This window comes from Paenibacillus sp. B1-35 (genome assembly GCF_050474385.1).
In the GTDB taxonomy this organism is placed as follows: domain Bacteria; phylum Bacillota; class Bacilli; order Paenibacillales; family Paenibacillaceae; genus Paenibacillus_B; species Paenibacillus_B alvei.
The window spans coordinates 190,538-214,758 of sequence record NZ_JBCHVJ010000002.1 but is presented as its reverse complement, the minus strand read 5'-3'; the positions used below and the strand labels follow the sequence as shown (position 1 = coordinate 214,758).

Here is a 24,221-nt window from a genome sequence, read left to right as displayed (position 1 = left end):
TTACAGACATCATATACATACGCTATGGCAGTGGTCAGTGTGCGTATCTTTCTTGTATGAAGGATGGTGCTACGAAGCAGATTTTGGCGCACTATCTCTCTTCTACATTGGAGTTATCCTTGGTTGAACATGACAATAACTCGCTTACTCAAACGACTGGACGGCAATATTCATCCCGACACCATCTTCCATTCCGACCAAGGTATGCACTATACGCACGCACCCTAAAACCCACCTCCTTATCGCCAAAGCTGGATTTAAACAGTCGATATCTCGTAAGGGAAACTGCTGGGATAATGCGTCCATGGAGACGTTCTTTGGCTATATGAAGGATGAGCTTAACTACAAGGACTGTAAATGTCTTAAAGAGCTGCGTCCACGAGTCAATGAGTACATGACCTACTACAATTCTGAACGCTACTAATGGACATTAAAGAAGATGACTCCTGATGAATTCAGAAGCCACCTTCTAACTGCTTAAGACTATGTTAACTGTCTTATAATACTGTCCATAAATGGGGTTACAGTTCAGAGGTTAGTCTCGTTTGTGGTTTGGATAAACTACATTAACTTTTTTTGTATTTGTAATTTATTTTTACATTTTTATATGCTGACTTATTTTTGAAAACATCACTCGACCAGTACTCAACTGTAAGCTCACAACTCTTACTCCACTCGATGTTAAAATCACCGTATGAGATATAAACATTCCCTTCTTCATTACCTAATTCTGTTCCTTTTTTTAGAATTGATAATTGATAACTTTCTTTTGTTGTCGCTCCACAATCTCTCTTGAAAAGGTAAGCTACATACGTGTGATCTGGGGATTCAATCATTTTGACTACTTCATTTGTACATAGGTTACTGGAACAACCAGAGAATAATATTATCAGTAACACTCCAATGACAAGTCTTTTCAAAGAAACACCACCAATATCCCAAAGGTTTATTTCTTGTGCCACTTATTATAAATGCTTATTCCTTGTACTATTCTTGCTTGGTCTCTTGGGTCATCTCCATATGAACTGAAATAACGAATATCCGATGTACCTGCCTTTACTTGCGCATATCCAGCACCAGATTTCAAAACCGCTCTAGTAATGGAATAACACCCCAAATTATACATATAATGCATCAATTGGTTTAACATTGTCAATAACTTCGCCAGCATAAATGAAATGAGAATGTTGCCAATCCGGTAGACTTTTTAAATCCAACTCTGCATGTCCCTTTACAATATCGTAAAAAAGATCCAGGTTTTTGACCCAAGGTAGCTGCTTTCCTCAGTATACATATATTCATAATTCAACATAACACCATTTAGTTTTTTTGTTACATCGATGACCGTATAGTAATCCAAACTTTTTGTTTTTTATACTGTCTACTTGACAGGGAGCACTTTATCATCCCAAGGTCAAAAGTTTTTGTTTATATCGAAATATTTGCTTTTAATCTGTTCCTTTAAACTCCAATTTTGTAGTTTATTTCTACTATTGCTAAACCATTTCGCACCCTCGCTAATCCATAAATCCCTGTATTTTTCAATAGTCATTGGTTCATCCATAGCATCATCATGAAAACCTGATTGAAAGCCACAACAAGGACAAATACATTGTGTTGCGTATCCCAGTTCATTTTCATGAGCCATTTTTTTAATTAATGGTAACTGTCGCACTTCATATTACAATCCGTCGTATACAATTGAATCCCGCCCCGTCTACTCTCTTGTTTCCAATATGCTGGTCGGAGGCATTTGAACGATTGGATGACGAAGATACTTTGCTTGTTCACTCCGATCGGGGCTGGCATTACCAAATGCATCATTTTCAGAAGACATTGAAGGAACTTAGAATAACGCAAAGTATTTCACGCAAAGGAAACTGTTACGACAATGCAGTCATGGAAAACCTCTTTGGCAAAATAAAGTCTGAGTTCATCTACACACAGGAGTTTGAACGTATTGAACAGTTCAAACAAGAGCTGGATGAATACATGAGATACTATAATCACAGACGGATCAAGGAGAAACTAAAAGGCATGAGCCCCGTACAATACCGGACTCATGCCGTAGAAGTCGCTTAACTATATCGTCTAACTTTTTGGGCTCACTTCAGTTTTTCACTCACATGTGGTTTGAATTGTTTATTCTCTACTTAATCTCCTTTATTGATAATTAACAATTTAACATTTGAAACTAACTTATTCGCGTAAGAATGCGCAGGATCGATATTCAACACTTTCTGTCCCCAATTAATAGAGTTTTCGAAGTCATTTAGTTTATAATAGCAATGAGCGATATCATACAGAACATCTATATCATCAGTCATATCATCGTATGCCTTGAGATAATTATCTAACGCTTCCTTGTAATTACCCATTAAATAATATGTTATTCCCTGATTATAAATTGCATACATGCACTCAGTGTCTAATAAGTAGGCCTGTTTAAATTCATATAGAGCTTTATCAAACACATGTAATTTAAGATGACACAATCCTAAATTTAAGTGAGCTTCAGCTTGCTCACTATCAATAGACAAGGATTTTTCATAACATTTTATGGCTTGTATGTAATTTCTTTCCTGAAAATAATACACACCAAGATAAAAGTATGCATCCTCACTATCAGGTTCAACTTTAACAGCAGTTTCAAAAGACTTTAATGCTTCCTCAGTATTCCCTAGTTTTAAATTCACCCTCCCAAGATTAATAAACGGTCTTTCCCAAAGTGGATTCTTCGTATTTAAGTCCTGTAATATACTTTTGGCCTTAACTAATTCACCTAAATTCAAATAACAGCACGCGATATAATTTAAACAATCACCAGAATAACTTACAGTAAGTGCTTCCTTAAAAAGAATAAGAGCAGACTGATAATTACCTTCTTCATAGTTAATTTCAGCTTTCTCAAATAATTCATCAAAATCTTTCATAGATTGCATCACCTTCTAAATTTCAAATTTTGTTGAAGTGGAGTGGATTACCCTCTTTTTCACGGAATTGGAATAAGATTTCTTGGCGGAAATAGTCTAGTACCTTCCGAGATAATCCAGTAAATTGCAACCCCTGTACTAACTCCCTTTGCTACTTTTTCGGCAGTATCTGTTGATTGAAAATAGTTCTGTGGTTTCGGTGGCCCGTATACTGTTGCATAATTTCCTTTTTTAACTCGCCCCAACTTTTGTTACTATCGTTTCTTCCACCTTCTTTTGATCTTCGTTCTCTCTCCTTAGATCCTCGTTTACCAAATGCCTGATCAATCTGCTTCTATTCTCTCTTTTTAGCTTCAGATCCTCTACCTCTTTCAGTTATATTTCTATCATACAAGTCATCCCATTGATCATCGTACTTGTCTCCAAAATCAGATTTTAATACACTCAACAATTTAGCGTTTTGTGTAGCTGTACCCGTATACTGCGAAAGCCTATCCACAATTCCATATTGAAGAGCTAATTCGGCTCTTGTATCAAAGGAAGAGCCCCTCCCTATACCTTCTAAATAATCAACTACAGATCCTTTCACATGACCACTTGGGTCAATCCACTTCAACGGATTATTCTGTACATACGTATAAAGATTTAAACTTAGCGGATCATCAATCTGCCCCATATACGTATCCTAGTTTATAAAACGGAACTTAGAATAAAGAAGGTGGCAACTGGCTCTCTCAACCAATTACCACCAATTATATCATCCTACTTGCTCTCTCGGAATCGTCGATATCTCATAAGCTGATCTCTCCTTCATCATTGCATAGATGATATTATCAACTTCCTCGTAATGGCTTGCTGCTTCGTTTTCCCCTCGGATATCCGCTGTAAATAGTAAGCATGAAAATAGGGATTCCTCGGCACTCTTTTAGTGCGAGTAACGGCGATCTGACGGATAGCAAGGCTTTTGATGATGTCATGCAACTCTTGGTTAACTTGCTTACTTTTGACTTATTTCCTGAACCAACCACTATTGGAGCAATACCAGAAAATCGAGCCAACTTATCTCCTGTTGGAAAACGATGAATATCAATCTCTGCCACTAGTTCCGCTATGGTCATAAGATCTATCCCTGTCATGGATTCAAGCTGAAAGCCAAGTTGTCCCATCAACTGCTCGATTTCGATTTTCAACCCTAGCAATCTCTTTCTTGAGAAAGCAATCCTTCTTCCGTCGTCACTTGGGTCAGACGGTTATGGCTGTAGTATGCGTAGCTTGTTCTCTAAATGTTCGGTACCTGATCGCTTTGCAGGGAGCTGCGGTTATCCCGCTGATATAACTCTACACAACTGATAACCCTCATCAAAAAGAACAAGACTGTCGAATTTACTTGGTTTCAAAATACTAAATGCGGTCTTTATTCTTCCTCGTTAAACGCTTGAAGTATTTCTTCATTTGATTTTTCAATTTCTGCGATTACATTATTGATGTATTCAATATCGAGCGAAGATTCTCCACCTCCAGTTATATATAATAATTTTAACCAGAAGGCATTTTCTTCCGAGTAACTTTTGATTGCTTCATAAATATTTTCTTCCGTCAAACTTTTAACGATTATTTTTGGATGAGATGCAGGAATGTACTCTAGATCATTAATTTTCATATATTCTAAAATATTCATTGGCGTAGTTACTACCACACTATAACTAATTCCATCTTCCAACTTAACAAAAACATCAATATTATCATTAAAAATGTCTTTAACTTCACTTAACGGAACTGGATAATTTATACCTTTTATTTCCATATCAGTCTCCTTTACTATTTATAAAGATCTGTCAGTATATCAATTACTGTCTGTTCATTATGCTTATTTGCTTTAGCTAGAATCACCATTTCATCCTTTTCCATTCTAAAGAAAACTCTTGCTCCTTTTTCCCCTCGTAAGTAACTAATATCTTTAAATAAATTTTTCGTTCCGGTTCGTAGACCTGGATTTTTATTACCAGCTAAAAATTTTGCAATTAGATCATTTGCCTCTTTCTGTACTTTAGGATCTTTGCCCATCTTTTCAGCAGCCTTAACAAGATTTGGAGTTCTATTAATAATACTCCTTACCCCTTTTATACGTCCTCCAGCTGTACTAAGCATCATACTTGGTAAATTTTCAATTACCGAATCCAATTCTGCATCTAATTCAAACATCTTTTGCAGTTTTCCTTCAGCTCATTGAGCATTACCTAAGGTATTTTTCCCCTTTTCATAGTATGTACCTGTCGCTAGACTAAATAAATATTTAAACCTATTATTATTATCAGCTATATTCTGCGGTAATCCTGATACCTCACTCCCCAAAATAGATCTAATTTTCCAGTATGCTTCTGAATTTACTCCTTCGGACCTAGCTATTTGAAGATACGTATTCAATTGGATATTATCTACCATATGACCAGTAGAATCTATATATATGAGTGGATTATTATGCACATACGTATACAGATTCAACGTTAGCGGGTTTCCCAATTCCCCTTCATACGTATCCTCTGTAGTAAACCTCCCTATGTTCGGGTTGTACCAGCGAGCGTTGTAGTCCATCAACCCCGTCTTCGGATCGAGAATCTGGCCAGTATAACCAATCATGTTGTACTCAGGCGTAATCGGGGTCATCAGGCTTCCGAAAGCATCGTAGCGATATTGCTCCAGTGTCTCGCCCGTGCGATCCGTGATATGGTTCACCGATCCCAGTTGATCGTTCAAGTAGTACGTCATATCGCCGCGCAGCATGCCGCGTACCTGCGGTCGGCTCCGCTTGTTCAACGGCACGTCAATGTTGTCCCGGCCTGTATATTGAAACGCTCTTCTGGATATGATCTGGCCATTCGCTTCATAATACTGTGCGATAGGCTCCAGATTCTCCCTGTATTCCTTCATCACGTTCAATCCATCGTTCAGGTAGTACATGCGCTGCTTGGTCAGAGCTTCTTCTTTCCCCGCCTGCTGGCGTGGGTCGATTAAGGATTCGGTACGGGCAATCTTATCCAAGAAAGCGTCATATTCGTATTCGACTTTGGACCGGTCGTCATATTGCACACTTTTCAGCTTGTTGTAGCCTGTATAGCTGTACGTGACATGACCTTCCTTGCCTCCACTTTGCTTGATCAAGTTGCCGTTAGCATCGTACTTGAATTGTTCTTTACCCGCTTGGATCATGCGACCTGCAGGGTCGTACTTATAGGTTGTCGTCTTGCCGTCTTCTCTCATCGTCAGGTGGTTGCCGTCTTTGTCGTAGGTGTACTCGACCGTTTGAGACGGAGTCACCATGGCGTTGCGATACGAGTAGGGCGACCAGTTGCGGTACGCTTTCTTGAACGGCAGATCGTAGATTTTCAAAATATCCACGTTCTTCGCTTGCGGATATTCAACTTTCGACACACGATCCAGCGGATCGTAGGCGTAGGTCGTTCGAGCTCCGTCTTCTTCAACTTGAGATTTTTTGTTGCCGACCTTGTCATATTCGTATTTGAAAGAATTATGTGTAAAGCCCCCGCGATTCTCAAGGCCCGTCATCCAATGGTTGGCATTGTAGGTATACGTAGTGTTGATGCCATTCGGACGCTCGATGCTCGTTAGTGCACCTAGCTTGTCATACGCAAACTTCGTAGTAAAATCATCCGGGTCCGTCATCGACGTGAGTCGGTTCAATACATCGTACGTATACGTTATGGTTCGTTTTTCTGGATCGGTTACTGCTGTCCGATTGCCGGCGGCATCGTAGGCGAATTGAACTGCTTTGTTCCACGTTTCGTTATGGATACTTACTAGTTGCCCCCGACCGTCAAAGCTGGAATTCGTGGCAGCCTTATTCCTATAGCCTAGGTTATCCAGGTGCATAGACAATGGGCCAATGGAATCATTCTGGAGAGATGAAATTCGAAATGTATCACCTCAAGAAATTCAATACGTTCGAAGAACTCGAAACAGCAATTATGGAATACATTGAGTACTACAATAATCATCGATACCAAAAAAGACTAAACTGTATGACGCCATTGGAGTTACAGGCAATACCTTCTTAGTTCAGCACATAAAAAATGGCACCAACCAAAGTGTAGGGTCGGTGCCAAAGCTATTTTGTTTTTTATACTGTCTACTTGACAGGAGCACTTCACCCGTAAGAGGTCACTTTTTTCAAGTGTCCATCTTACGGGTTACAGTTCACACAGCATAACGGGTGGTTTTTTGTTTCGTGCGCTTCACGCACTCAACGGGCTAAAGCCCATAAACTAAAAGGCATGAGTCCGGTACAGTACCGAACTCATGCCCAACCAGTCGCCTAATGATATAACCTGTTTAACTTTATGGGCTCACTTCAGCGAGGGTTAGTCGCATTGTGGCTAATTAAAGTCTCTTCGCTACTCGAAGTGGGATAAAAGAACTGCGATTTTATATGGAGAGGCGGGCATGATAAGCTGGTTAGCATCGCGAAGTCCTTATGCTTCGCGGCATTCACGAGTAATCGTGCCTGCAGAGGCTCATGTCAAATCGTTCTATTAGCCTAGCAAACGTGCCTTTAACCACGCAATATAGCGAAGAGCCTAATTAAGCAAGTTCTGGAAAGCAACTATACTTTCATGAAATTCGGAGACAACAAGAGGAATGATTCGTATCCAAAGAACTCATAGCAAATAAAGAAGACATCCCAGGAACAACGAACTTTTTAACGTTCCCTTAGATTATTATGCCCATTGTAGTTGTGATATTAAATCCAACCAATGAATTACATTTACAATAGATGTCTCAGTTTTTGAGTGTACATCTACTTCTCTTTTAAAAATAAAATAGTCCGGCTCACCATCGCAATGATTTACTATCCTGAAATCATACCAATCTCTCTCATAATAATTATTTAATACAGAGAATTTTTGGGATTTAATACTATAAAACACAATTTCTGTAACATAAGGAAGTCTATCTTCAGATATAAAGACGATATAATCATCATTTGCTGTTAAAAACCGATGAAAATTATATGGTTGTATCTTGAAACAGTAATCTACCTTTAAAGTAGGTAGGTGAACCCTCCACATTTCCCCCTTACCATAATCTACCTCACTGAGTATTCCATCTTGATCCGCATCAATAATCTTTACAAAATAAAGATAGTTTCCCGTAACATACACATCATTTATGTCAAAATTACCAAACTGAATGATTTCTTTGCTTACTTCATTCTTAATATCATACATCCAAATAGAAGATATTTGTATTCTATCCTCAACTTTCGGGATAAAATTACCATTAAAATCATATTCCTTCATTTTCATCTTTGAATAAAATATATTATCTTTCAAGCTAGTTAGAATGTTAATGCTTTCGTTACTGAATATTCCCGATATAGGGTTATTTAACTGCAAACTAGAGATATTCAATTTATTCCTCTCCTTATGGTGCAAGTAAATTAGCTGGGATCGTTGGCCATAGTACAGGTACTAAGGAAGGTAGCAACCTAATTCCACGATAGATGATATACCTTCCTGTAACTACAGCTACTCCAGTTTCAAAATCTTTACTATCTATAAAGTTATTAGATGGGGCAGGAGGATTTTGAGCCGCTTCCTTCCATTTATATCTCAATTTCTTCTCCATTTCTTTCTGTACCCATTTAGGTGGCGAGCCTGGACTGTTTCTCTTTCTATCGTGAATATTCCTCTCAAAATCACGTGACCATTCTTCTCCTTTAGGCCCAAAAATATGACCATGTCTTTTTGTCCCAGTACTATCATTTTGTGCATCAACTCTTCCCTTGTACCCTGCCCCTGAATCAACATTTTTACCGAAATAGTACCCTGCACTGCTCGCAGCATCAATTTCTCTTTGAGTAGGATCCACTATTGATCCGAAATAATCAAATCTAATATTCTGAGCCGAAAAGTGAATTATACCCCGAAGAGTTTTTATTTTTATTATTTTCCATAAATTATTTTTATTATTATCCAACGATAGTAGTTGACTCTGTAAATCATTCTATCCATCAGTTAAAGTTTCGATTTTTTTCATTGTTTCTCTAGGAAGAACCTTATCGCTCTCCACTATTTTCCCACTCGGATCCACATAAATCAACGGATTATTATGCACATATAAATATCGATTCTGACTCTGTGGTGTCAAACTGTCTTTATGAATCTTTTCTCCTCAAGCGAAGTAATAGCAGATTTTACGGTAGACTCACTAATGCCTAAGTTACAAGCAATTGTTTCTAAGGAGGAGAATGCTTCCTCGTTTTTTCCTAAATACATAGAATGTCAAGCAATACTTTCCGCTCATTTATACTTAGTCCATAACACTTTCTAATCATATGAGGAAGCGGAATGTAGTACATATTCTGTTGAAAGGAACATAAGAAATTATGCCACTCTTCGTTTAACGATAATTCTATCAATCTCTCTTGAATACTCTTCGACTTCAATTTATTTCGGAAAAACCGTGAGAAAGCGAAGATATGCTATTTACATCAAAACACGGTGGTATCTGAAGATTTCGGAGTTATGACAATGAAGGAGGTTTGCCATAAAGGGTGGATATTATTCAACACTTATATGTACGCACAACCGTATAAGAAAAATATCATACGGGGTTGATGAGGGTTAGTTCTTTCGGGACATGCCGCCCGATTCATAACCACACGACGTATAGGTTTGAAAAATACTCTTGATTCCTTACATTTAGCATAAAGATAATCTTAAAATTAATAGACCGTCCTTAAAAAAGGAACGGTCTACTCACCTCAGGCAATCTTATTCAATTTTAACGTCGTAAATATAGCCCATGCTCCTTTGCAAGGTTACCCGTGAAAATTAATGTTTCTTCTGTCAAAGAGGAAACGGGGAGAGATAAATCATAATTTCCTATTACAAACATATCTTCCAAGTAGAAAATTGACAACACTATTTCTCTAATTGTTGCCTTTACTAGCACATCTAATTCTTCAATAAACTCGATTTTCAATAGTTGATTTTCATTTTTACTTAACTGCCTTATAAACTTCTGTTCATCCTTTGCTATACCCTTTTTTGATAAATATTTATTTGAAGTGTTGATAGTTGTAAATGGCCTAACGTAGATTGAGCTACCATTCTTTTGGTAGATGTCTCTAAATAATGCCAAATATCTGTGTTCATGTAATTTATACAATTCAAGAAAATCAATATTCTTTGATTCGGCTTCTGTTAGTGTTTTAGGGAAGATATCCAATACTCCATTATAAAATATGGTTTGACCTACCAATTCCTCCACATTTACTGTTGTATACAAGTTATTTATTTGCTGCTTTTCTAGTTCACTACATACTCTCATACCTGTAATCACCTTTAATTTGTTTATTATCTTCTTAAAACTTTTCCATCAACAGTAAGCGTCCATCTTTCTCCTTCACGATTAAACAATTTCCAATAAGATCCTCCATGAGAACCCCCACCACTATTGAGTCCAGTATCTCTACTAAGCTTCCATCCCTTATATTTTCCATTTTCGAAAAGTTCAATTTTAACCCTTTTGCCATCAAATATCTTCTTAGATAAACCTTTATAGAGATCTTTACCGAACAACTGTAAATCCAATTTAAGTAAATACTCTGTAGTCTGTTCAACACTTTTCTTACCCATTGTCTTTGCAGCTAATTTAACTGCACCTTTGTAGGCAAGTGCAAAAGTACCATCAAAAACATAGAATAGTGGGTCATCTAGTAATGGTACTTCTTTAGCATTACCAAACAACAGCTCATTGTACATATCTTTCGTAAGAGATTTATAGACTATTCCATCTTTAAAGAAGTTTGTTCTGTCTACCCTAGATTCGTAATTCAGTCTAAGATAATTTGCTGCGTCATGGGCAGATTGCATTATAAGCAGATTCTTTTCTTTTTGCCCAACAGAAAAGACAGATTGATACCTAAGTAGCGCTTCTTTATCTCCAACAGAAAATTCAAAATGACCTGTTGGATCGAGATATTTTAAAGGGTTATTTTTTACATACGTGTACAAATTCAAACTTAAAGGGCTTCCTAGATCCCCTTCATACGTATCCTCTGTAGTAAACCTCCCTATATTCGGGTTGTACCAACGAGCGTTGTAGTCCATTAATCCCGTCTTCGGATCGAGAATCTGGCCAGTATAGCCGATCGTGTTGTACTCGGGAGTAATCGGGGTCATCATGCTTCCGAAAGCATCGTAGCGATATTGCTCCAGTGTCTCGCCCGTGCGATCCGTGATATGGGTCACCGAGCCCAGCTGATCGTTCAAGTAGTACGTCATATCGCCGCGCAGCATGCCGCGCACCTGCGGTCGGCTCCGCTTGTTCAACGGCACGTCAATGTTGTCCCTACCTGTGTATTGGAACGCTCTTCTGGATATGATCTGACCATTCGCTTCATAATACTGTGCGATAGGCTCCAGATTCTCCCCGTATTCCTTCATCACGTTCAATCCATCGTTCAGGTAGTACATGCGCTGCTTGGTCAGAGCTTCTTCTCGCCCCGCCTGCTGGCGTGGGTCGATTAAGAAATCGGTACGGGCGATCTTATCCAAGAAAGCATCATATTCGTATTCGACTTTGGATCGGTCGTCATACTGCACGCTTTTCAGCTTATCGTAGCCTGTATAGCTGTACGTGACATGACCTTGCTTGCCTCCGATTTGCTTGATCAAGTTGCCGTTAGCATCGTACTTGAATTGTTCTTTACCCGCTTGGATCATGCGACCTGCAGGGTCGTACTTATAGGTTGTCGTCTTGCCGTCTTCTCTCATCGTCAGGCGGTTGCCGTCTTTGTCGTAGGCGTACTCTACCGTTTTCGACGGGGTCACCATGGCGTTGCGATACGAGTAGGGCGACCAGTTGCGATACGCTTTCTTGAACGGCAGATCGTAGATTTTCAAAATTTCCGCGTTCTTCGCTTGTGGATATTCAACTTTCGACACTCGGTCCAGCGGATCGTAGGCGTAGGTCGTTCGAGCTCCGTCTTCTTCGACTTGAGATTTTACGTTGCCGACCTTGTCATATTGGTACGTGAACGAATTGTGTGTAAAGTTTCCGCGATTCTCAAGGCCCGTCATCCAATGGTTGGCATTGTAGGTATACGTGGTGTTGATGCCGTTCGGACGCTCGATGCTGGTTAGCGCACCTAACTTGTCGTACGCAAACTTCGTAGTAAAATCATCCGGATCCGTCATCGACGTGAGTCGGTTCAGCACGTCGTACGTATACGTTATGGTTCGTTTTTCTGGATCGGTTACTGCTGTCCGATTGCCGGCGGCATCATAGGCAAATTGAACTGCTTTGTTCCACGTTTCATTATGGATGCTTGTGACGCGGCCTAATGCGTCGTAGGAAAGCGACTTCTTATCATGCAAAGTGTCGGCCCCCACGAGTTGCCCTCGACCGTCATAGCGGTAACTCAGTATTTCGCCGTCCGGCAGCCTTATTCCTGTAACCGCACCTCGTTTATCGAACGAATAGGTTGTGGTGCGACCAAGCCCATCTCTCTTCTCTGCTAGCTCTGCTGTCGTTGGGCTATAGCGGTACTGCTCCGTTTCGCCGTTCGGATTCGTTTCTTGCGTAAGACGGCCCAGCAGATCGTACGTCCATTGCGTTTTTGCACCGGAGCCTGTTGTTTTTTTAGAAAGATTTCCTAATGTATCATAGCTATAGGTCGTTTCCTCGCCCAGCGCATTGGTTACTTTCTTGAGTTGCCCCAAGGCGTCGTAGCTGTATGAAGTCTCGTGACTCTTCGCATCAATTGTCTTGAGCAGCCGTCCGACTGCATCGTATTCTTGCTTCGTCGTATTACCCAACGGATCGGTAATCGAAGTGATCCGTCCGAGTGCGTCGTAGCTATATCTTGTCTCTGCGCCCATGGCGTCTTTGGATGCAACAGCGCGGCCAAGCTCATCCAGCTGAATTGTCGTCACGCTGCCCATCGGATCGATGATTTCCGTCAAAAGCCCGCGAGCATCATATCCCATTCTCCAGATCGCTCCGCTAGGCTTAACCGTCTGTTTCAAACGCCCGACTTTATCATACTCAAACTTGGTTTCTTGCCCAAGCGCATCGGTAACCGTAGTCAGTCGGTTGAGTTTGTCGTATGTATACGCCGTCGTTGCCCCAAGTGGGTCGGTTTCTTGTGTCAGGCGTCCGAGCGCATCATTCGCATAGACGGTCACCGCACCTTCAGGGTCTGTTACCTGCGTGGGCAGGTTGCGCTCATCATACTGAATTTGGGTGATGCCACCGTTCGGATTTTTCTGCCATTCCAAGTTGCCATTCGCATCGAATCGATACTCCGTTACGTAAGCGCGCTTCACGCCATGTTCGTCCGTATAATGCTCCGTCATCGTCTCGGTCCGGGTTTTATCGTTATAGCTATACGTTGTCACGGCCCCATTTGGCGCAATTCTCCGCTTTACCCGGCCGAGCTGGTCATATTCATACGTCGATTGATTACCTAGATGATCGGTTACCGTATGCACTTTATTGAAGGCGTACGTCATGGTTGTCTTGGAACCGGATGCATCCGTGTACGAAATCAGGTTGCTGTCCTTGTCGTAGCCAAATTGCTCGCGATTCCCAAGTGCATCGATCCGCGTTTTGACGCGATCCCCTTGGTCGTATTCTACTTTGGTGATTTGGCCTAACGGATCGATCTGTTCTTTCACACGGTGGAGACCATCGCGAAGCAAGCGCTGCTTAAACCCTGCCGGATCCGTCACATATTCCGCGAAGCCCGCAGGATCATTTCGCAGCTCGACCTTCTCCCCTTGCTCATTCACAATACCGTTCGGCATGCCGTCCGTATCCCGAGTAATGACCGACTGCTGTCCGAGCGCATCTGTCATGCCGATCATATTCCCATGTTGGTCGTAGGAAATTGTTGTGACGTTGCCAAGCGTATCTGTAATCGTCTCTGGCATGTTGAATCTGTTGTAGGTGGTGACAGTCGTATGTTGTAAAGGATCGATTGTCTTCGTCAAATTTCCTTTTTCGTCATACTCGTATTGCCAGTTGTTTCCTTTCCTGTCTACATGAATGGTCATGTTGTCGTTTCTGTCGTAGGCAAATCGTTCAACCGTACCATCCGGATAATGAATAGCGGTCTGACGATACCGATCATCGTATTCGAACGTTTTCTCTTGACCAAGCGGATCGGTCGTGATGGTCTTCCGTTCATTCAAGAGATATCGAACTGTTCCAGTATTTCCGTTAAAATCTTTTTGTCGGATAACCCGCCCATTATCGTCGTATGTATTAACGAGTGTGGAATTCCCCTCTGGGTTCGTCATCTCGGTCATCCGGTGCTTATCATCATATTTGAAGCGAATCACAGCGCCGTCAGGCAACTCGATCGAGATTAGGTCATGCGTGTCTTCATCGTACCCATACTTGACTTGACGCCCCGTTTGGTCGGTTACGGTTGCGATTTTTCCTCCCGGACCGTAATTGAACGTCATCGAAGCTCCAACTGTCTCTACTTTCTGCAATACGGTATTTTGGTAAGTCAGTTGGGTCTGGTTGCCGTTATGGTCTGTGATCGAATAGAGCAGTCCGTCTTGACGGAAAATATATTTCCAATTCCGAGGCGTCTCCATGAGATACGTGCCATCGGCCTGCTTGATGAGCGTATTGTAAGTCCCATCAGGCGTACGGTAATGGCCGTCGCTTGTCGGCTTATAGGTGTATTTGGCCCCCTCTGGCGTAACAACATTCACGATCGTCTGATCTTCACGTTCTACACGCCATTCCCAGGAATGGTGCCACCCGTATCCGATAGATCCGTTATAGTCGTCCCGGCTATGGTACGTTACCGCGAAATCGAGCGGCATGACTGCTTGCAACGACATGTTCGTATGCCTGAAATCGAAGTTGCCCGTTGCCAAGTTGATTGGATCCCACCAGGACGGGTTAGGAAAATTACCGCGTTTCGCAATAGCTTCAGGTGTTAAATCACCTAAAAATTGCTCTAAAATATTCCCTGACAATTGCAAGTCGTGTTGTTGATTAACCGGATGATCCTGAAGAATAAGGTTCCAGCCTTTCTCCATTCTCTGTGGGCAAACCACATTTTCCTTACAGATCCCTAGAGGAATAAGATTGTCATTCGCCATCTCTACAATTTTCTTATCCATCATGGCGATGCTTGTTGCTTTATAATAATACCCTGCCAGTGCACCCCAGCTAACGTCCCAGGCGGGTGCCACAAAACGCTCGACACGTAAATCCGAATAACCTCGCACATCAAAAATGCCGGAACTGTCCGTCAAGGCAGATTGATTCGAAGCAGGGTTGTTCGTATTATAGAACGGATTGCTTGGCAATCTTTCGGTAGTAGCCGTAATGTCTGCTAGTTCATATTCTTTCAGCTCAATCGGAAGCTGCCACTCCCGCACGTATTTAGCTGGCTTGTTATCATCTCTTTCCGGAAAGTCCGTGAAGTATGTGCTGTAATCAAAATCCTTCGACCATGTCAAGTGCGAGCCGTCGTTCTTCCCATTGTCATCGAACGGCACATTGACTTCGTAGGTTACTGTATCACCGCGTACCTGATCATACTTGTTGCCATTTTTCTCTCGTTTCGTGTACTGAATCGACAAACGCACCTTTGTCCCGCGCTCAGCAACCCCTCGAATGATGTGGGACGTCGAGTCCAAGTTAGGCAAAACTTGCAGGTGAGCAGGTTTTGGAGGAGCAGGGTTATCGATCGTCACATTAGCAAAAGAAAAATATTTCTCTGCTCCGCTCGGAACAACGCATATCGTATAAGATTCGTTCGTGGCTGAAAGCGGCTTATTGTTCACATATCCGTTCCAGCTCTCCTTATAACTTTTCTGTCCGGTATCTGGAACCGTGCGAATTTGCTCCAACGTTGTACGGGAATATGGAGTAGGCGGTTCTGCTCCCTTAGGAGGGGGAGGCAGCTTAATTGGCTTCACCTTACATATTTCCAATGTTGTGCTGTGAGATCGATCCTGATAGTTCCATGCTATTTCCGTTTTCCCGCTATAGACCAAGTTAAACTTCGATGGGTTAATCGATGCGTTAATCGTCGCGGCATGAGCCTGACCCATTTGGTCTCCAGGGTATAGCGGGATTCCAGAAATGACTACAATAATTGCAATTATACCGCTTAAGAGCGGCTTTACAGCTTTCTTCGCCCATTTATGAAAATACGAATCTCGAACATTCTTTCGGCCGAATGCCGCTTTGATAGCATTCACGTAATAAGTGCCTCCTTGCAGCATGAGTAAAATAGGAAGGAAATGGATTCGAACGCAAGGCGCCGATCCATTTCCTCGTGAAGCTTCTTTAGAACTTATTTAGTTTTGTACGTAAATCCGTCTAGCAAAATACCTTCTTGACCATCCGGATTCACGATCCGGATATCTACAGGACCTGCTACTGCTGCTTTCGGTACTTTTGCTCTAACTCTTGTGTCAGAAACGAAAGTTGCTTCCCCTTCTGTATTGCCAAAGTACGCCTTTGCCCCTGGCATAAAGTTTGAACCATCGATATATAATAGACTTCCGCCAGCAATGGTATCGCTAGTACGCGATAATGTTGTAATTGTCGGAGCACCCGGTTGCTGCGGTAAGTTATAGGTGAACCCGGCTACTACAATGCCTTCTTGACCATCCGGATTCACGATCCGGATATCTACAGGACCCGCTGCTGCTGCTTTCGGTACTTTTGCTCTAACTCTTGTGTCAGAAACGAAAGTTGCTTCCCCTTCTGTATTGCCAAAGTACGCCTTCGCCCCTGGCATAAAGTTTGAACCATCGATATTTAATAGACTTCCGCCAGCAATGGTATCGCTAGTACGGGATATTGTTGTAATTGTCGGAGCAGCCGCTTGCTGCAGTAAGTTATAGGTAAAACCGGCTACTACAATGCCTTCTTGACCATCCGGATTCACGATTCGGATATCTACAGGACCCGCTACTGCTGCTTTCGGTACTCTTGCTCTAACTCTTGTGTCAGAAACGAAAGTTGCTTCCCCTTCTATATTGCCAAAGTACGCCTTCGCCCCTGGCATAAAGTTTGAACCATCGATATTTAATAGACTTCCGCCAGCAATGGTATCGCTAGTACGGGATATTGTTGTAATTGTCGGGGCAGTCGATAATACGGAATACGTATACGCCATTGGTTTTACGACTTGCTGGCCGTCCGGATTCACGATTTTTACGTCCACAGTTCCACCCTTCATTGCTTTAGGCACCACAACATTTACTTGGGAACTGGATACGCTGTTGACCATAGCTTCTTCCCCACCAAAGTACACTTTCAGACCTTTAATGAAGTTAGTCCCACGAATCGTAACGACGGTACCTCCAGCAATGTCTCCGCTAGTCAACGAAAGATCCGTGATGCCGATCTTCGCTTGTTGACTTGAGCTAGTTGTGGCAAAGCTGATCACATTGGATAGTGCTGAAGTATTCCCTGAATCATCCACTGTCTTAAGCGCAAAGAAATACGTTGTATTTTCATTCAATCCCGTAACATCGAACAACTCGCTCTGTCCTGGAGCGTTCGCAAGCGCCAGGTAAACAGATTGTGTCACAGTTGCCCAGTTCAACTCATCGATCGGAGATGTACTGTAACGAAGATTATACTGTTTTGGTGTCTTCACTTGTCTGTCATCCACTGGCGATGTCCAACTCAATTTTATCGATGAATCGGTTGAAGAAATCGGTGACAAGTTCGTAACCTTACCTAACGGGCTAATAAGCTCATACATCTCAATGTACCCTACGCCCGTTGCCGAAGGATTCCCATTGTTCGTTGTGATGCTTAGGGCATATTTGGTATAGCTTCCCGGATTGGCAATCGTGAACTCCTTCTTCGAACCAAGTACCCAGCCTTTCTGGTCAGTGTAACTTTGAATCGTTATCCATTTGAACCCATCCCAGCCTAGCAGCTCAAAGTCCTTCGGATTCATATCGAGCACTTCAGTTGGATAAATCGCAAACTTAGCGACTTGCTTTGGTTCCCCGAATTCATACCAAACGCGTTGCGGTTCCGCTTGCGTTGGAAGGAAACCAGACACCCAACTGTTTCCTATTTGCACGTTCGGCTCAAAAGCCTTCCATGCTGCATAGAAATCTTTAACACTTGTTGCTCCAGCTCTGCCGCTTGGTGTCGTACTGCCTGTTAGCGTCGGGATGATCGTTGCAGAATATTTCTTCCCATCCGCTGAGGATCCCATCGGCAATGTTGTAGCCATTGCGATATTGGATAGCGATGAAATATTGCCCGACTCATCATGCGTCCTCATTGCTACATAGTACATCGTATCTGGTTCAAGACCTGTCAAAGTATAAGATTCGTCTAAGCCTGCCGCGCGAGGAAACGGTTCGCCATAAACTGCGTTCGTAACGGACCAGTTGTCCTCTGTAATCGGATCCTTGCTATAACGAATGTCATAGTACTTCGATGTTTTGATCGTTCCGTCATCGCCAGGCGCCGTCCATGTTAAATCAATTGTCGTCTCTGTTGGAGAATGAGGCGTTACATTATTGATCGCATCAATCGCCTTCTTGTATTCGTACATTTCGATAAATCCGATACCTGTGAAATCATTGTTTCCATTGGTTGCCGTAATACGAATTGCATATTTGGTATAACTTTGCGGTGCATTGGTCACAATGAATTCTTTCTTGGAACCGAATACCCAGCCGACAACATTCGTATAGCTTTGAATGGTTACCCACTGGACGCCGTCCCAGCCTTCCAGATCGAAGTCTTTCGGGTTGGCATCTAAAATTTCAGTTGGATAAATGGCTAGTTTCGTAATTTGTCTAGGCATTCCGAAATCATACCAAATCCGTTGTGGTTCCAGTTCCGTTGGTGCAAAATTGGAAAGCCAGCTATTCCCCGGTTCGCCAAATATTCCGAAGGCCTTCCATGCCGCATGATAAGCCTTGACACTAGTTGCGTCTGCTCTGCCAGACGGTTTATCCGGTCCTGTCATAAGCGGAATGACGTTGGTCGTATAGCGCTTAACACCCGGATCTGTAGGCAGCGGCAATGTCTTTCCATATACAACGTTGGAGAGTTCCGAGATGTTGCCTGCCTCATCATAGGTCTTCATTGCGAAGTAATACAATCTGTTCGCATGCAGCCCTTTAACAACCATAGATTCTTCTGTTCCAGGAGCACCAAGGAACGGTTCTCCAATCACTTGAGCAGCTTTCATCCAGTTCGATTCGGTAATCGGGATGGTGCTATATCGAATGTCATAGAACTTCTGCGTCTTGACTGTTCCGTCGTCTTTCGGTGTTGTCCACTTCAATTTCATCGAAGATTCTGTAGGTGCTTGAGGTGTCAAATCAGCCACAGCCTCAATCGCTTTCTTGAGTTCAAACATTTCGATAAATCCGATGCCTGTATAGGCTGTATTGCCGTTTGTTGACGTAATACTAATTCCGTATTTAGAGTAGCTGCCCAGCGTGCCTTGCAGCGTAAATTCTTTCTTGGAACCATGTACCCAACCTGTCACGTTTGTAAACCTTTGAATCGTTATCCATTGCGTACCGTCCCAGCCTTGAAGCTCGAAGTCTTTCGGACTTGAATTCAACGCTTCCGTCGGATAAATTGCAAATTTCGCAACTTGCTTTTGCGTATTAAATTCGTACCATACCCGTTGCGGCTCTGCCAATGTCGGCGCAAAGGCTGACAACCAACTTTTCCCCGCTTGAGTCCCTGGTTCAAACGCTTTCCATGCCGCATAGTAATCTTTCACACTTGTTGCTGCGGCTTTACCTGAAGGCAGATTTGAACTTGTCATGATTGGAATAATCGAGTTTGTATATCGCTCAAGGACAGGACCCTTATCAATCGTTACGCCTTTAACCACATTAGAAAGAGCGGAACCGTTATTCGCCTTATCATAAGTTTTCAGGGCAAAATAATAGATCATATTAGGATCCAGACCTTGCACAGTAAACTTCTCCAGCTCACCAGCCAAGCTAGGGACCGGCTCACCGGTTGCCTGAGTCGCATCATTCCAGTTCGCCTCCGTGATCGGCGATGTGCTGTAACGAATATCATAAAAGGCTGCTTTTCCTTTCATCTCATCATCGCCAGGCGCTGTCCACTTCAGGTTAACTGCTGTTGGCGACGTCGAACCTATTAGCAGATTATTTACGCTAGCAGGAGGTATAACATCAGAAGGCGTAATGAGATTGCCGCTCAACTGGCCGCCTGCCTGGCTCCCACCGAAATGAATTGGATGAAGACCGTTGATTGTGTCCACCCATCCATTAGCCGAAATTGTACCCGATGTAACCACAAGCTTTCCTGAATATACACGATCTGAACAATTATTCAGATGTCCGCCGTAAGAAATGTGGTAGGTTTCAGTGGAACCTCTTTGAATAGAAAAAGGGATTCCTGGCTCAATCGTAGATTCCAGCCCATCTATGCTCGTTCCTTTTTCCGTATACAAGCTACCATCTTTCTTAAATAAAAGTAGAGTTACGACTGCTTCAGTATCCTGCGTATTCGTAAATTCTAGGGATAAATCTATAAAGCTTGCTTTACTGCAATAGGTGTTGGCAGGTATTTGAAAATATCCCTGCAGCGTACGATCCTGTTCAACAGTAAATGCATGTACTAGATCTGGTTGCATCATAAGTGCTAATACGCATATGTAGAACATCAACTTACGGATTACTTTTTTCAAAATTTACAATCCTTTCCCCTAATCATGATAAATAAAATGAAGACTACTATGTTGATTCATTCAATTTTCAATGACATTCCAACACTCCTTTTTTACATTGATTTACAAAAAATAGTTTTACATGAATCGATTGGGTTTTATAGGAAATTATCATCGTATTTATTTCCGACTTTTTCACTGAAATTTCCCCAAACATTACTAATCTATAGGATAATAGGTCGAATATCAATCTTTTTTTCGAGGCGTTGTGTAGGTCGAAATATTCAGTAACAAAGACTTCGTGCAGTAAAAAAGTCTTATATATCCCAGTTAATGGAATATATTTGATTTATTAACTTTTAATTTAAAGTCTAAATTGTAGGTAGGTGTATTTGATATCTTTAGTAAACGGAGCTTTGCTTTCAAGTAGAATCCTGTCCAACGACTTGCTTCTTATGATAGGCGGGCTCGAACCTTTCAAAAAGAATACTCTAGTTGGTTTTAAGTAGTACCCGCTCATAAAGTCGTCCGTAACGGAATAAGTCACTTTTTTGAGTATAAACGCAAATAGACCGCCCCCGGCAAAGGTAACGGTCTATTTCTTGAACTGGCCTATTTATTCGCAGGGTACGATTTGCGAATCTGACCTATCTTCTCTATTTTGTTCAACTCGCCAATCTCGACTGCATCTGCTCAACCAGCAACTTCGTAAAATGCGCGGCATGGTCAGCAGCGACATCCAGATTATCATCGAAGCTGTTCGCCGTAACATCGCCATGTCCGGCAATGTCCGATACGGCCTTAACGGATAATACCGGAATTCCGTATTGCGCTGCTGACTGAACAATTGCCAATCCTTCCATATCGGATACCTTGACGAGAGGAAAGGTAGATTTAACCCCCTTCACCCGTTCGGACTCGCTCATAAATGAATCCAAAGTCAGTACCAAACCAAAATCAAGCGAGTATGGGAGATCTGCTGCTGCCGCAGCTCGCCGCGCCACATTCAACCACGCTGCATCCAAATCGTACTTGGCCGGCATTTGCGGAACCTGACCGGGTTCATAGCCAAAGCAGGTGGCATCGACATCACCATATACATATTGGGTAGCGACAATGACATCACCAATGTCCAACCCTGCTGCAAACGCACCTGACGATCCGGAATTAATGATGACATCCGGTTTATACCGTTCAATCACAAGCGTCGCCGCCATAGCTGCATTGACCTTGCCAATTCCACTTTCCACTAGAATCAGGGATTGGCCTTGGTAAATCGCCTCTTCCAAAATAACCTTGCCTACCTGTGTCCTTGCTGTAATTTGGGACTGGCTTCGAAAAGGAGCCATCTCTTCTTCCATTGCTGTTATAATTGCAATCCGCATGAAGCCAGCCTCACTATTCTTTCAGATAGGAGATCGGTTTTTCTACAGGCACTTTTGTGCCTCCGAACTCTTTCTCTATATAATTTTGCGTATCTTTGTTGTGATACAGTTCACCTAACTTCAAAATGCCAGGATCGTTCTGCTTGTCGGAGGTGGTCACGAGAACATTGATATTATGCTTGGTATCCACAGAAATCTCTTCATGGAACAACGAATCCTTTAATACATTCAACCCGCCTTCCATCGCAACTGTATTCCCGATCAATACCAAATCCACATCTTGAATGACCCGTGGGCCTGTCGTATCGTCAATTAGCTTGAATTTCAGATGCTTTGGATTATCAACAACATCACTTTCTGAACCCGTTCCCAGGTTGAACCCATCCTTCAACTTGATGAGTCCCGCTGCCTGCAACAAGCTAAGTCCTCTAGCCGTGTTAGCTGGGTTATCCGCCAAGGCAACAACAGCTCCGTCCGGTACGTTCTTAATATCCTTAACCTTCTCAGAATAGATCCCCATTGGCTCCAAATACGTTGTCGCTACTGCTGCAAGATTAGCTTTACTGTCTTTATTGTAGCTGACCAAGTACGCCCAAGATTGAAATGCGTTGACGTCCACTTCTCCTTCTTTGGTCGCGTTATTCAGCTCTACGCCGCCATTGATCTCCTTGACTTCGATATTGAGCTTAGCATCCTTGGCTGCCTGAGACTGCGCAATATGCTTCCAAATCTGAGCGTCCGATCCCTGGGAACCGATCACGATTTTATCAGCATCGCCTGATGATTTGCCTCCGCAGCCGGCCAACACCAGTGTCAAAGCCAATCCAACCGCTAATCCGCCCCATACTCTCTTTTTGTTCATACGATTTACTCCCCCCTATATGTAAAATAAAGATAAGAGCTTTTCTTGCTTAATGCATCGTCATCCCGCCTGTTACATTAATCGCCTGACCAGTCATATACGAAGACAACGGACTTGCTAGGAACAACACGACATTGGCCACATCCCGAACTTCAGCGGTTCTTCCGAGCGGAACCTGCGAACAATCCTCCGCATAGATTTCCTCTGCGGTCATACCACGGATGACTCCGCCTTCAATCCGCTCCCGATGCTTCATCGGTGTTTCCACAATTCCCGGACATACTGCATTCACAAGAATGTTATGCCGCGCCAGCTCGATCGCCATCACCTTCGTCAAGCCAAGAACAGCATGCTTGGATGCGCAATACCCGCCCATAGCCCGGTAACCGTTCTTTCCTGCTTGGGAAGCAATTTGAATGATTCTGCCCGGCTTCTCGGTATCAACCATTGCTTTGGCAAATATTTTGGAAACCAGGTACACCCCCGTAGCGTTAATGGAGAAAACCTTCTCCCAGTCCTCCAGCTTGCTGTCAATCACATAATCCATTGTGGATGTACCCGCACAGTTCACGACGATATCGGGAACCCCTGCATTCTCTACAACCAATCTGGACCAGCGATCAATATCCTCGGATTTGGACAAGTCCAATTTCGTCTCGATGAGTTGACCGTCAACCTCTCGATAATCAGCTTCGTACGCTAGATCAGCAGAGATGACCGTAGCTCCGCTTTGCAGCAAAATTTGTACAATACCGTGCCCTATGCCTGATCTCCCGCCAGTTACAATCGCTGTCTGATGCGATAGATTGAGCGTAATCATCGCGATTATAGTACTCTTTCAAAAGGATCTCTGCTGATTCCCGCTTCCAGTACAATCTTCGCATATTCTTGTGCAGCGAAGAGCGAATGATCCTTGTAGTTGCCGCATTCCAGTGCAGATACAGCGGGAATCTCTGTTGTCTCTAATACACGCTTCAGCGTGCTTTCCAAGGCGGAAGCAATCTCTTCCGGACTATGCTCATTCCACAGGATCAGATAATAACCTGTTCTGCACCCCATCGGAGAAATATCAATGATTCCTTGAATCTCGTCTCTCATATATGTAGCAAGCAGATGCTCAAGCGTGTGAAGCGCTGCCGTTGGAATTGCATCTTTATTTGGCTGCAAAAAGCGCAGATCGTATTTTTGCACGGTGCTGCCTTTTTCATCATGTTCAAGTCCTGCCGCTCTTACATAAGGAGCCTTTACAATCGTGTGATCCAGTTGAAAGCTTTCTACTTTTGCCATTGTTCTTCAGTCCTTTGCCTGTAGTATGTATTTAATCCAGTACGCGCCTG

19 protein-coding genes and 2 pseudogenes are annotated in these 24,221 nt (G+C 42.7%); 3 read left to right on the top strand and 18 right to left on the bottom strand.

Translation table 11 applies throughout. From position 1 onward, the window contains the following. Positions 1 to 166: 166 nt before the first annotated feature. Entirely contained in the window at positions 167 to 424 is a 258-nt protein-coding gene (locus tag ACQ5BJ_RS08450) for an integrase core domain-containing protein (protein ID WP_430113396.1), read from the top strand. 142 nt (positions 425 to 566) lie between these two features. Here ACQ5BJ_RS08450 and ACQ5BJ_RS08445 read toward each other — a convergent pair whose 3' ends face one another. After that, complete coding sequence (locus ACQ5BJ_RS08445; protein WP_171420097.1) at positions 567 to 962, bottom strand: DUF5412 family protein; 396 nt, start codon at positions 960 to 962, stop codon at positions 567 to 569. 452 nt (positions 963 to 1,414) lie between these two features. Then, entirely contained in the window at positions 1,415 to 1,675 is a 261-nt protein-coding gene (locus tag ACQ5BJ_RS08440; protein WP_238555832.1) for a hypothetical protein, read from the bottom strand. A gap of 16 nt (positions 1,676 to 1,691) precedes the next feature. Between ACQ5BJ_RS08440 and ACQ5BJ_RS08435 the strand changes: the two are divergent. Continuing rightward, positions 1,692 to 2,082: pseudogene (locus ACQ5BJ_RS08435) on the top strand (IS3 family transposase); the annotation flags it as partial. Positions 2,083 to 2,153: 71 nt separating this feature from the next. On the opposite strand, the gene ACQ5BJ_RS08430 reads toward ACQ5BJ_RS08435, so the two are convergent. The 6 genes and pseudogenes from ACQ5BJ_RS08430 to ACQ5BJ_RS08405 all read right to left on the bottom strand — a co-directional run bounded on the left by ACQ5BJ_RS08430 (position 2,154) and on the right by ACQ5BJ_RS08405 (position 6,821). Beyond that, a complete protein-coding gene (locus tag ACQ5BJ_RS08430; protein WP_005547785.1) occupies positions 2,154 to 2,933 on the bottom strand; it encodes a tetratricopeptide repeat protein in 780 nt (259 codons plus the stop codon). A gap of 586 nt (positions 2,934 to 3,519) precedes the next feature. Further along, a pseudogene (locus tag ACQ5BJ_RS08425) lies at positions 3,520 to 3,618 on the bottom strand (RHS repeat-associated core domain-containing protein); the annotation flags it as partial. Positions 3,619 to 3,766: 148 nt separating this feature from the next. After that, positions 3,767 to 4,123 carry an IS110 family transposase gene (locus ACQ5BJ_RS08420; RefSeq protein ID WP_238555831.1) on the bottom strand — a complete coding sequence of 119 codons (357 nt, stop codon included), beginning with the start codon at positions 4,121 to 4,123 and terminating at the stop codon, positions 3,767 to 3,769. A 224-nt stretch (positions 4,124 to 4,347) separates the two neighbouring features. Further along, positions 4,348 to 4,737, bottom strand: coding sequence for a hypothetical protein (locus ACQ5BJ_RS08415; RefSeq protein ID WP_005547781.1), 390 nt, complete (start codon positions 4,735 to 4,737; stop codon positions 4,348 to 4,350). A gap of 14 nt (positions 4,738 to 4,751) precedes the next feature. Beyond that, positions 4,752 to 5,135: a hypothetical protein gene (locus ACQ5BJ_RS08410; RefSeq protein WP_005547778.1), complete on the bottom strand. Its 384-nt coding sequence runs from the start codon at positions 5,133 to 5,135 to the stop codon at positions 4,752 to 4,754. Between the two features lie 21 nt (positions 5,136 to 5,156). Next, positions 5,157 to 6,821: an RHS repeat domain-containing protein gene (locus tag ACQ5BJ_RS08405; RefSeq protein ID WP_005547776.1), complete on the bottom strand. Its 1,665-nt coding sequence runs from the start codon at positions 6,819 to 6,821 to the stop codon at positions 5,157 to 5,159. A gap of 5 nt (positions 6,822 to 6,826) precedes the next feature. Between ACQ5BJ_RS08405 and ACQ5BJ_RS08400 the strand changes: the two genes are divergently transcribed. Continuing rightward, complete coding sequence (locus tag ACQ5BJ_RS08400) at positions 6,827 to 7,006, top strand: IS3 family transposase (RefSeq protein ID WP_040735994.1); 180 nt, start codon at positions 6,827 to 6,829, stop codon at positions 7,004 to 7,006. A gap of 660 nt (positions 7,007 to 7,666) precedes the next feature. Here ACQ5BJ_RS08400 and ACQ5BJ_RS08395 read toward each other — a convergent pair. The 10 genes from ACQ5BJ_RS08395 to ACQ5BJ_RS08350 all read right to left on the bottom strand — a co-directional run bounded on the left by ACQ5BJ_RS08395 (position 7,667) and on the right by ACQ5BJ_RS08350 (position 24,171). Further along, the gene (locus ACQ5BJ_RS08395; protein WP_005547774.1) at positions 7,667 to 8,359 is read right to left on the bottom strand and encodes a hypothetical protein; all 693 of its coding nucleotides are present in this window, start codon (positions 8,357 to 8,359) and stop codon (positions 7,667 to 7,669) included. Positions 8,360 to 8,372: 13 nt separating this feature from the next. Beyond that, on the bottom strand, positions 8,373 to 8,927 hold the full coding sequence (locus ACQ5BJ_RS08390; protein WP_430110138.1) for a hypothetical protein: 555 nt from the start codon (positions 8,925 to 8,927) through the stop codon (positions 8,373 to 8,375). A gap of 167 nt (positions 8,928 to 9,094) precedes the next feature. Continuing rightward, positions 9,095 to 9,226: a helix-turn-helix domain-containing protein gene (locus ACQ5BJ_RS08385; RefSeq protein WP_081505752.1), complete on the bottom strand. Its 132-nt coding sequence runs from the start codon at positions 9,224 to 9,226 to the stop codon at positions 9,095 to 9,097. A gap of 508 nt (positions 9,227 to 9,734) precedes the next feature. Next, positions 9,735 to 10,283, bottom strand: coding sequence for a hypothetical protein (locus tag ACQ5BJ_RS08380; protein WP_005547770.1), 549 nt, complete (start codon positions 10,281 to 10,283; stop codon positions 9,735 to 9,737). A gap of 26 nt (positions 10,284 to 10,309) precedes the next feature. After that, positions 10,310 to 16,192, bottom strand: a complete 5,883-nt coding sequence (locus ACQ5BJ_RS08375; RefSeq protein ID WP_430110140.1) for an RHS repeat-associated core domain-containing protein — start codon at positions 16,190 to 16,192, stop codon at positions 10,310 to 10,312. A gap of 95 nt (positions 16,193 to 16,287) precedes the next feature. Then, positions 16,288 to 20,658, bottom strand: coding sequence for an IPT/TIG domain-containing protein (locus ACQ5BJ_RS08370; protein WP_430110143.1), 4,371 nt, complete (start codon positions 20,656 to 20,658; stop codon positions 16,288 to 16,290). Positions 20,659 to 21,302: 644 nt separating this feature from the next. Continuing rightward, entirely contained in the window at positions 21,303 to 22,022 is a 720-nt protein-coding gene (locus ACQ5BJ_RS08365) for a 5'-methylthioadenosine/adenosylhomocysteine nucleosidase (protein ID WP_005547764.1), read from the bottom strand. Between the two features lie 13 nt (positions 22,023 to 22,035). Further along, positions 22,036 to 22,884, bottom strand: coding sequence for a MetQ/NlpA family ABC transporter substrate-binding protein (locus ACQ5BJ_RS08360; RefSeq protein ID WP_005547762.1), 849 nt, complete (start codon positions 22,882 to 22,884; stop codon positions 22,036 to 22,038). 49 nt (positions 22,885 to 22,933) lie between these two features. Further along, positions 22,934 to 23,704 (bottom strand): SDR family NAD(P)-dependent oxidoreductase, encoded by a 771-nt coding sequence (locus ACQ5BJ_RS08355; RefSeq protein WP_005547760.1) that lies wholly within the window; start codon positions 23,702 to 23,704, stop codon positions 22,934 to 22,936. Between the two features lie 5 nt (positions 23,705 to 23,709). After that, entirely contained in the window at positions 23,710 to 24,171 is a 462-nt protein-coding gene (locus ACQ5BJ_RS08350; protein ID WP_005547758.1) for an S-ribosylhomocysteine lyase, read from the bottom strand. Between the last annotated feature and the right edge of the window lie 50 nt (positions 24,172 to 24,221).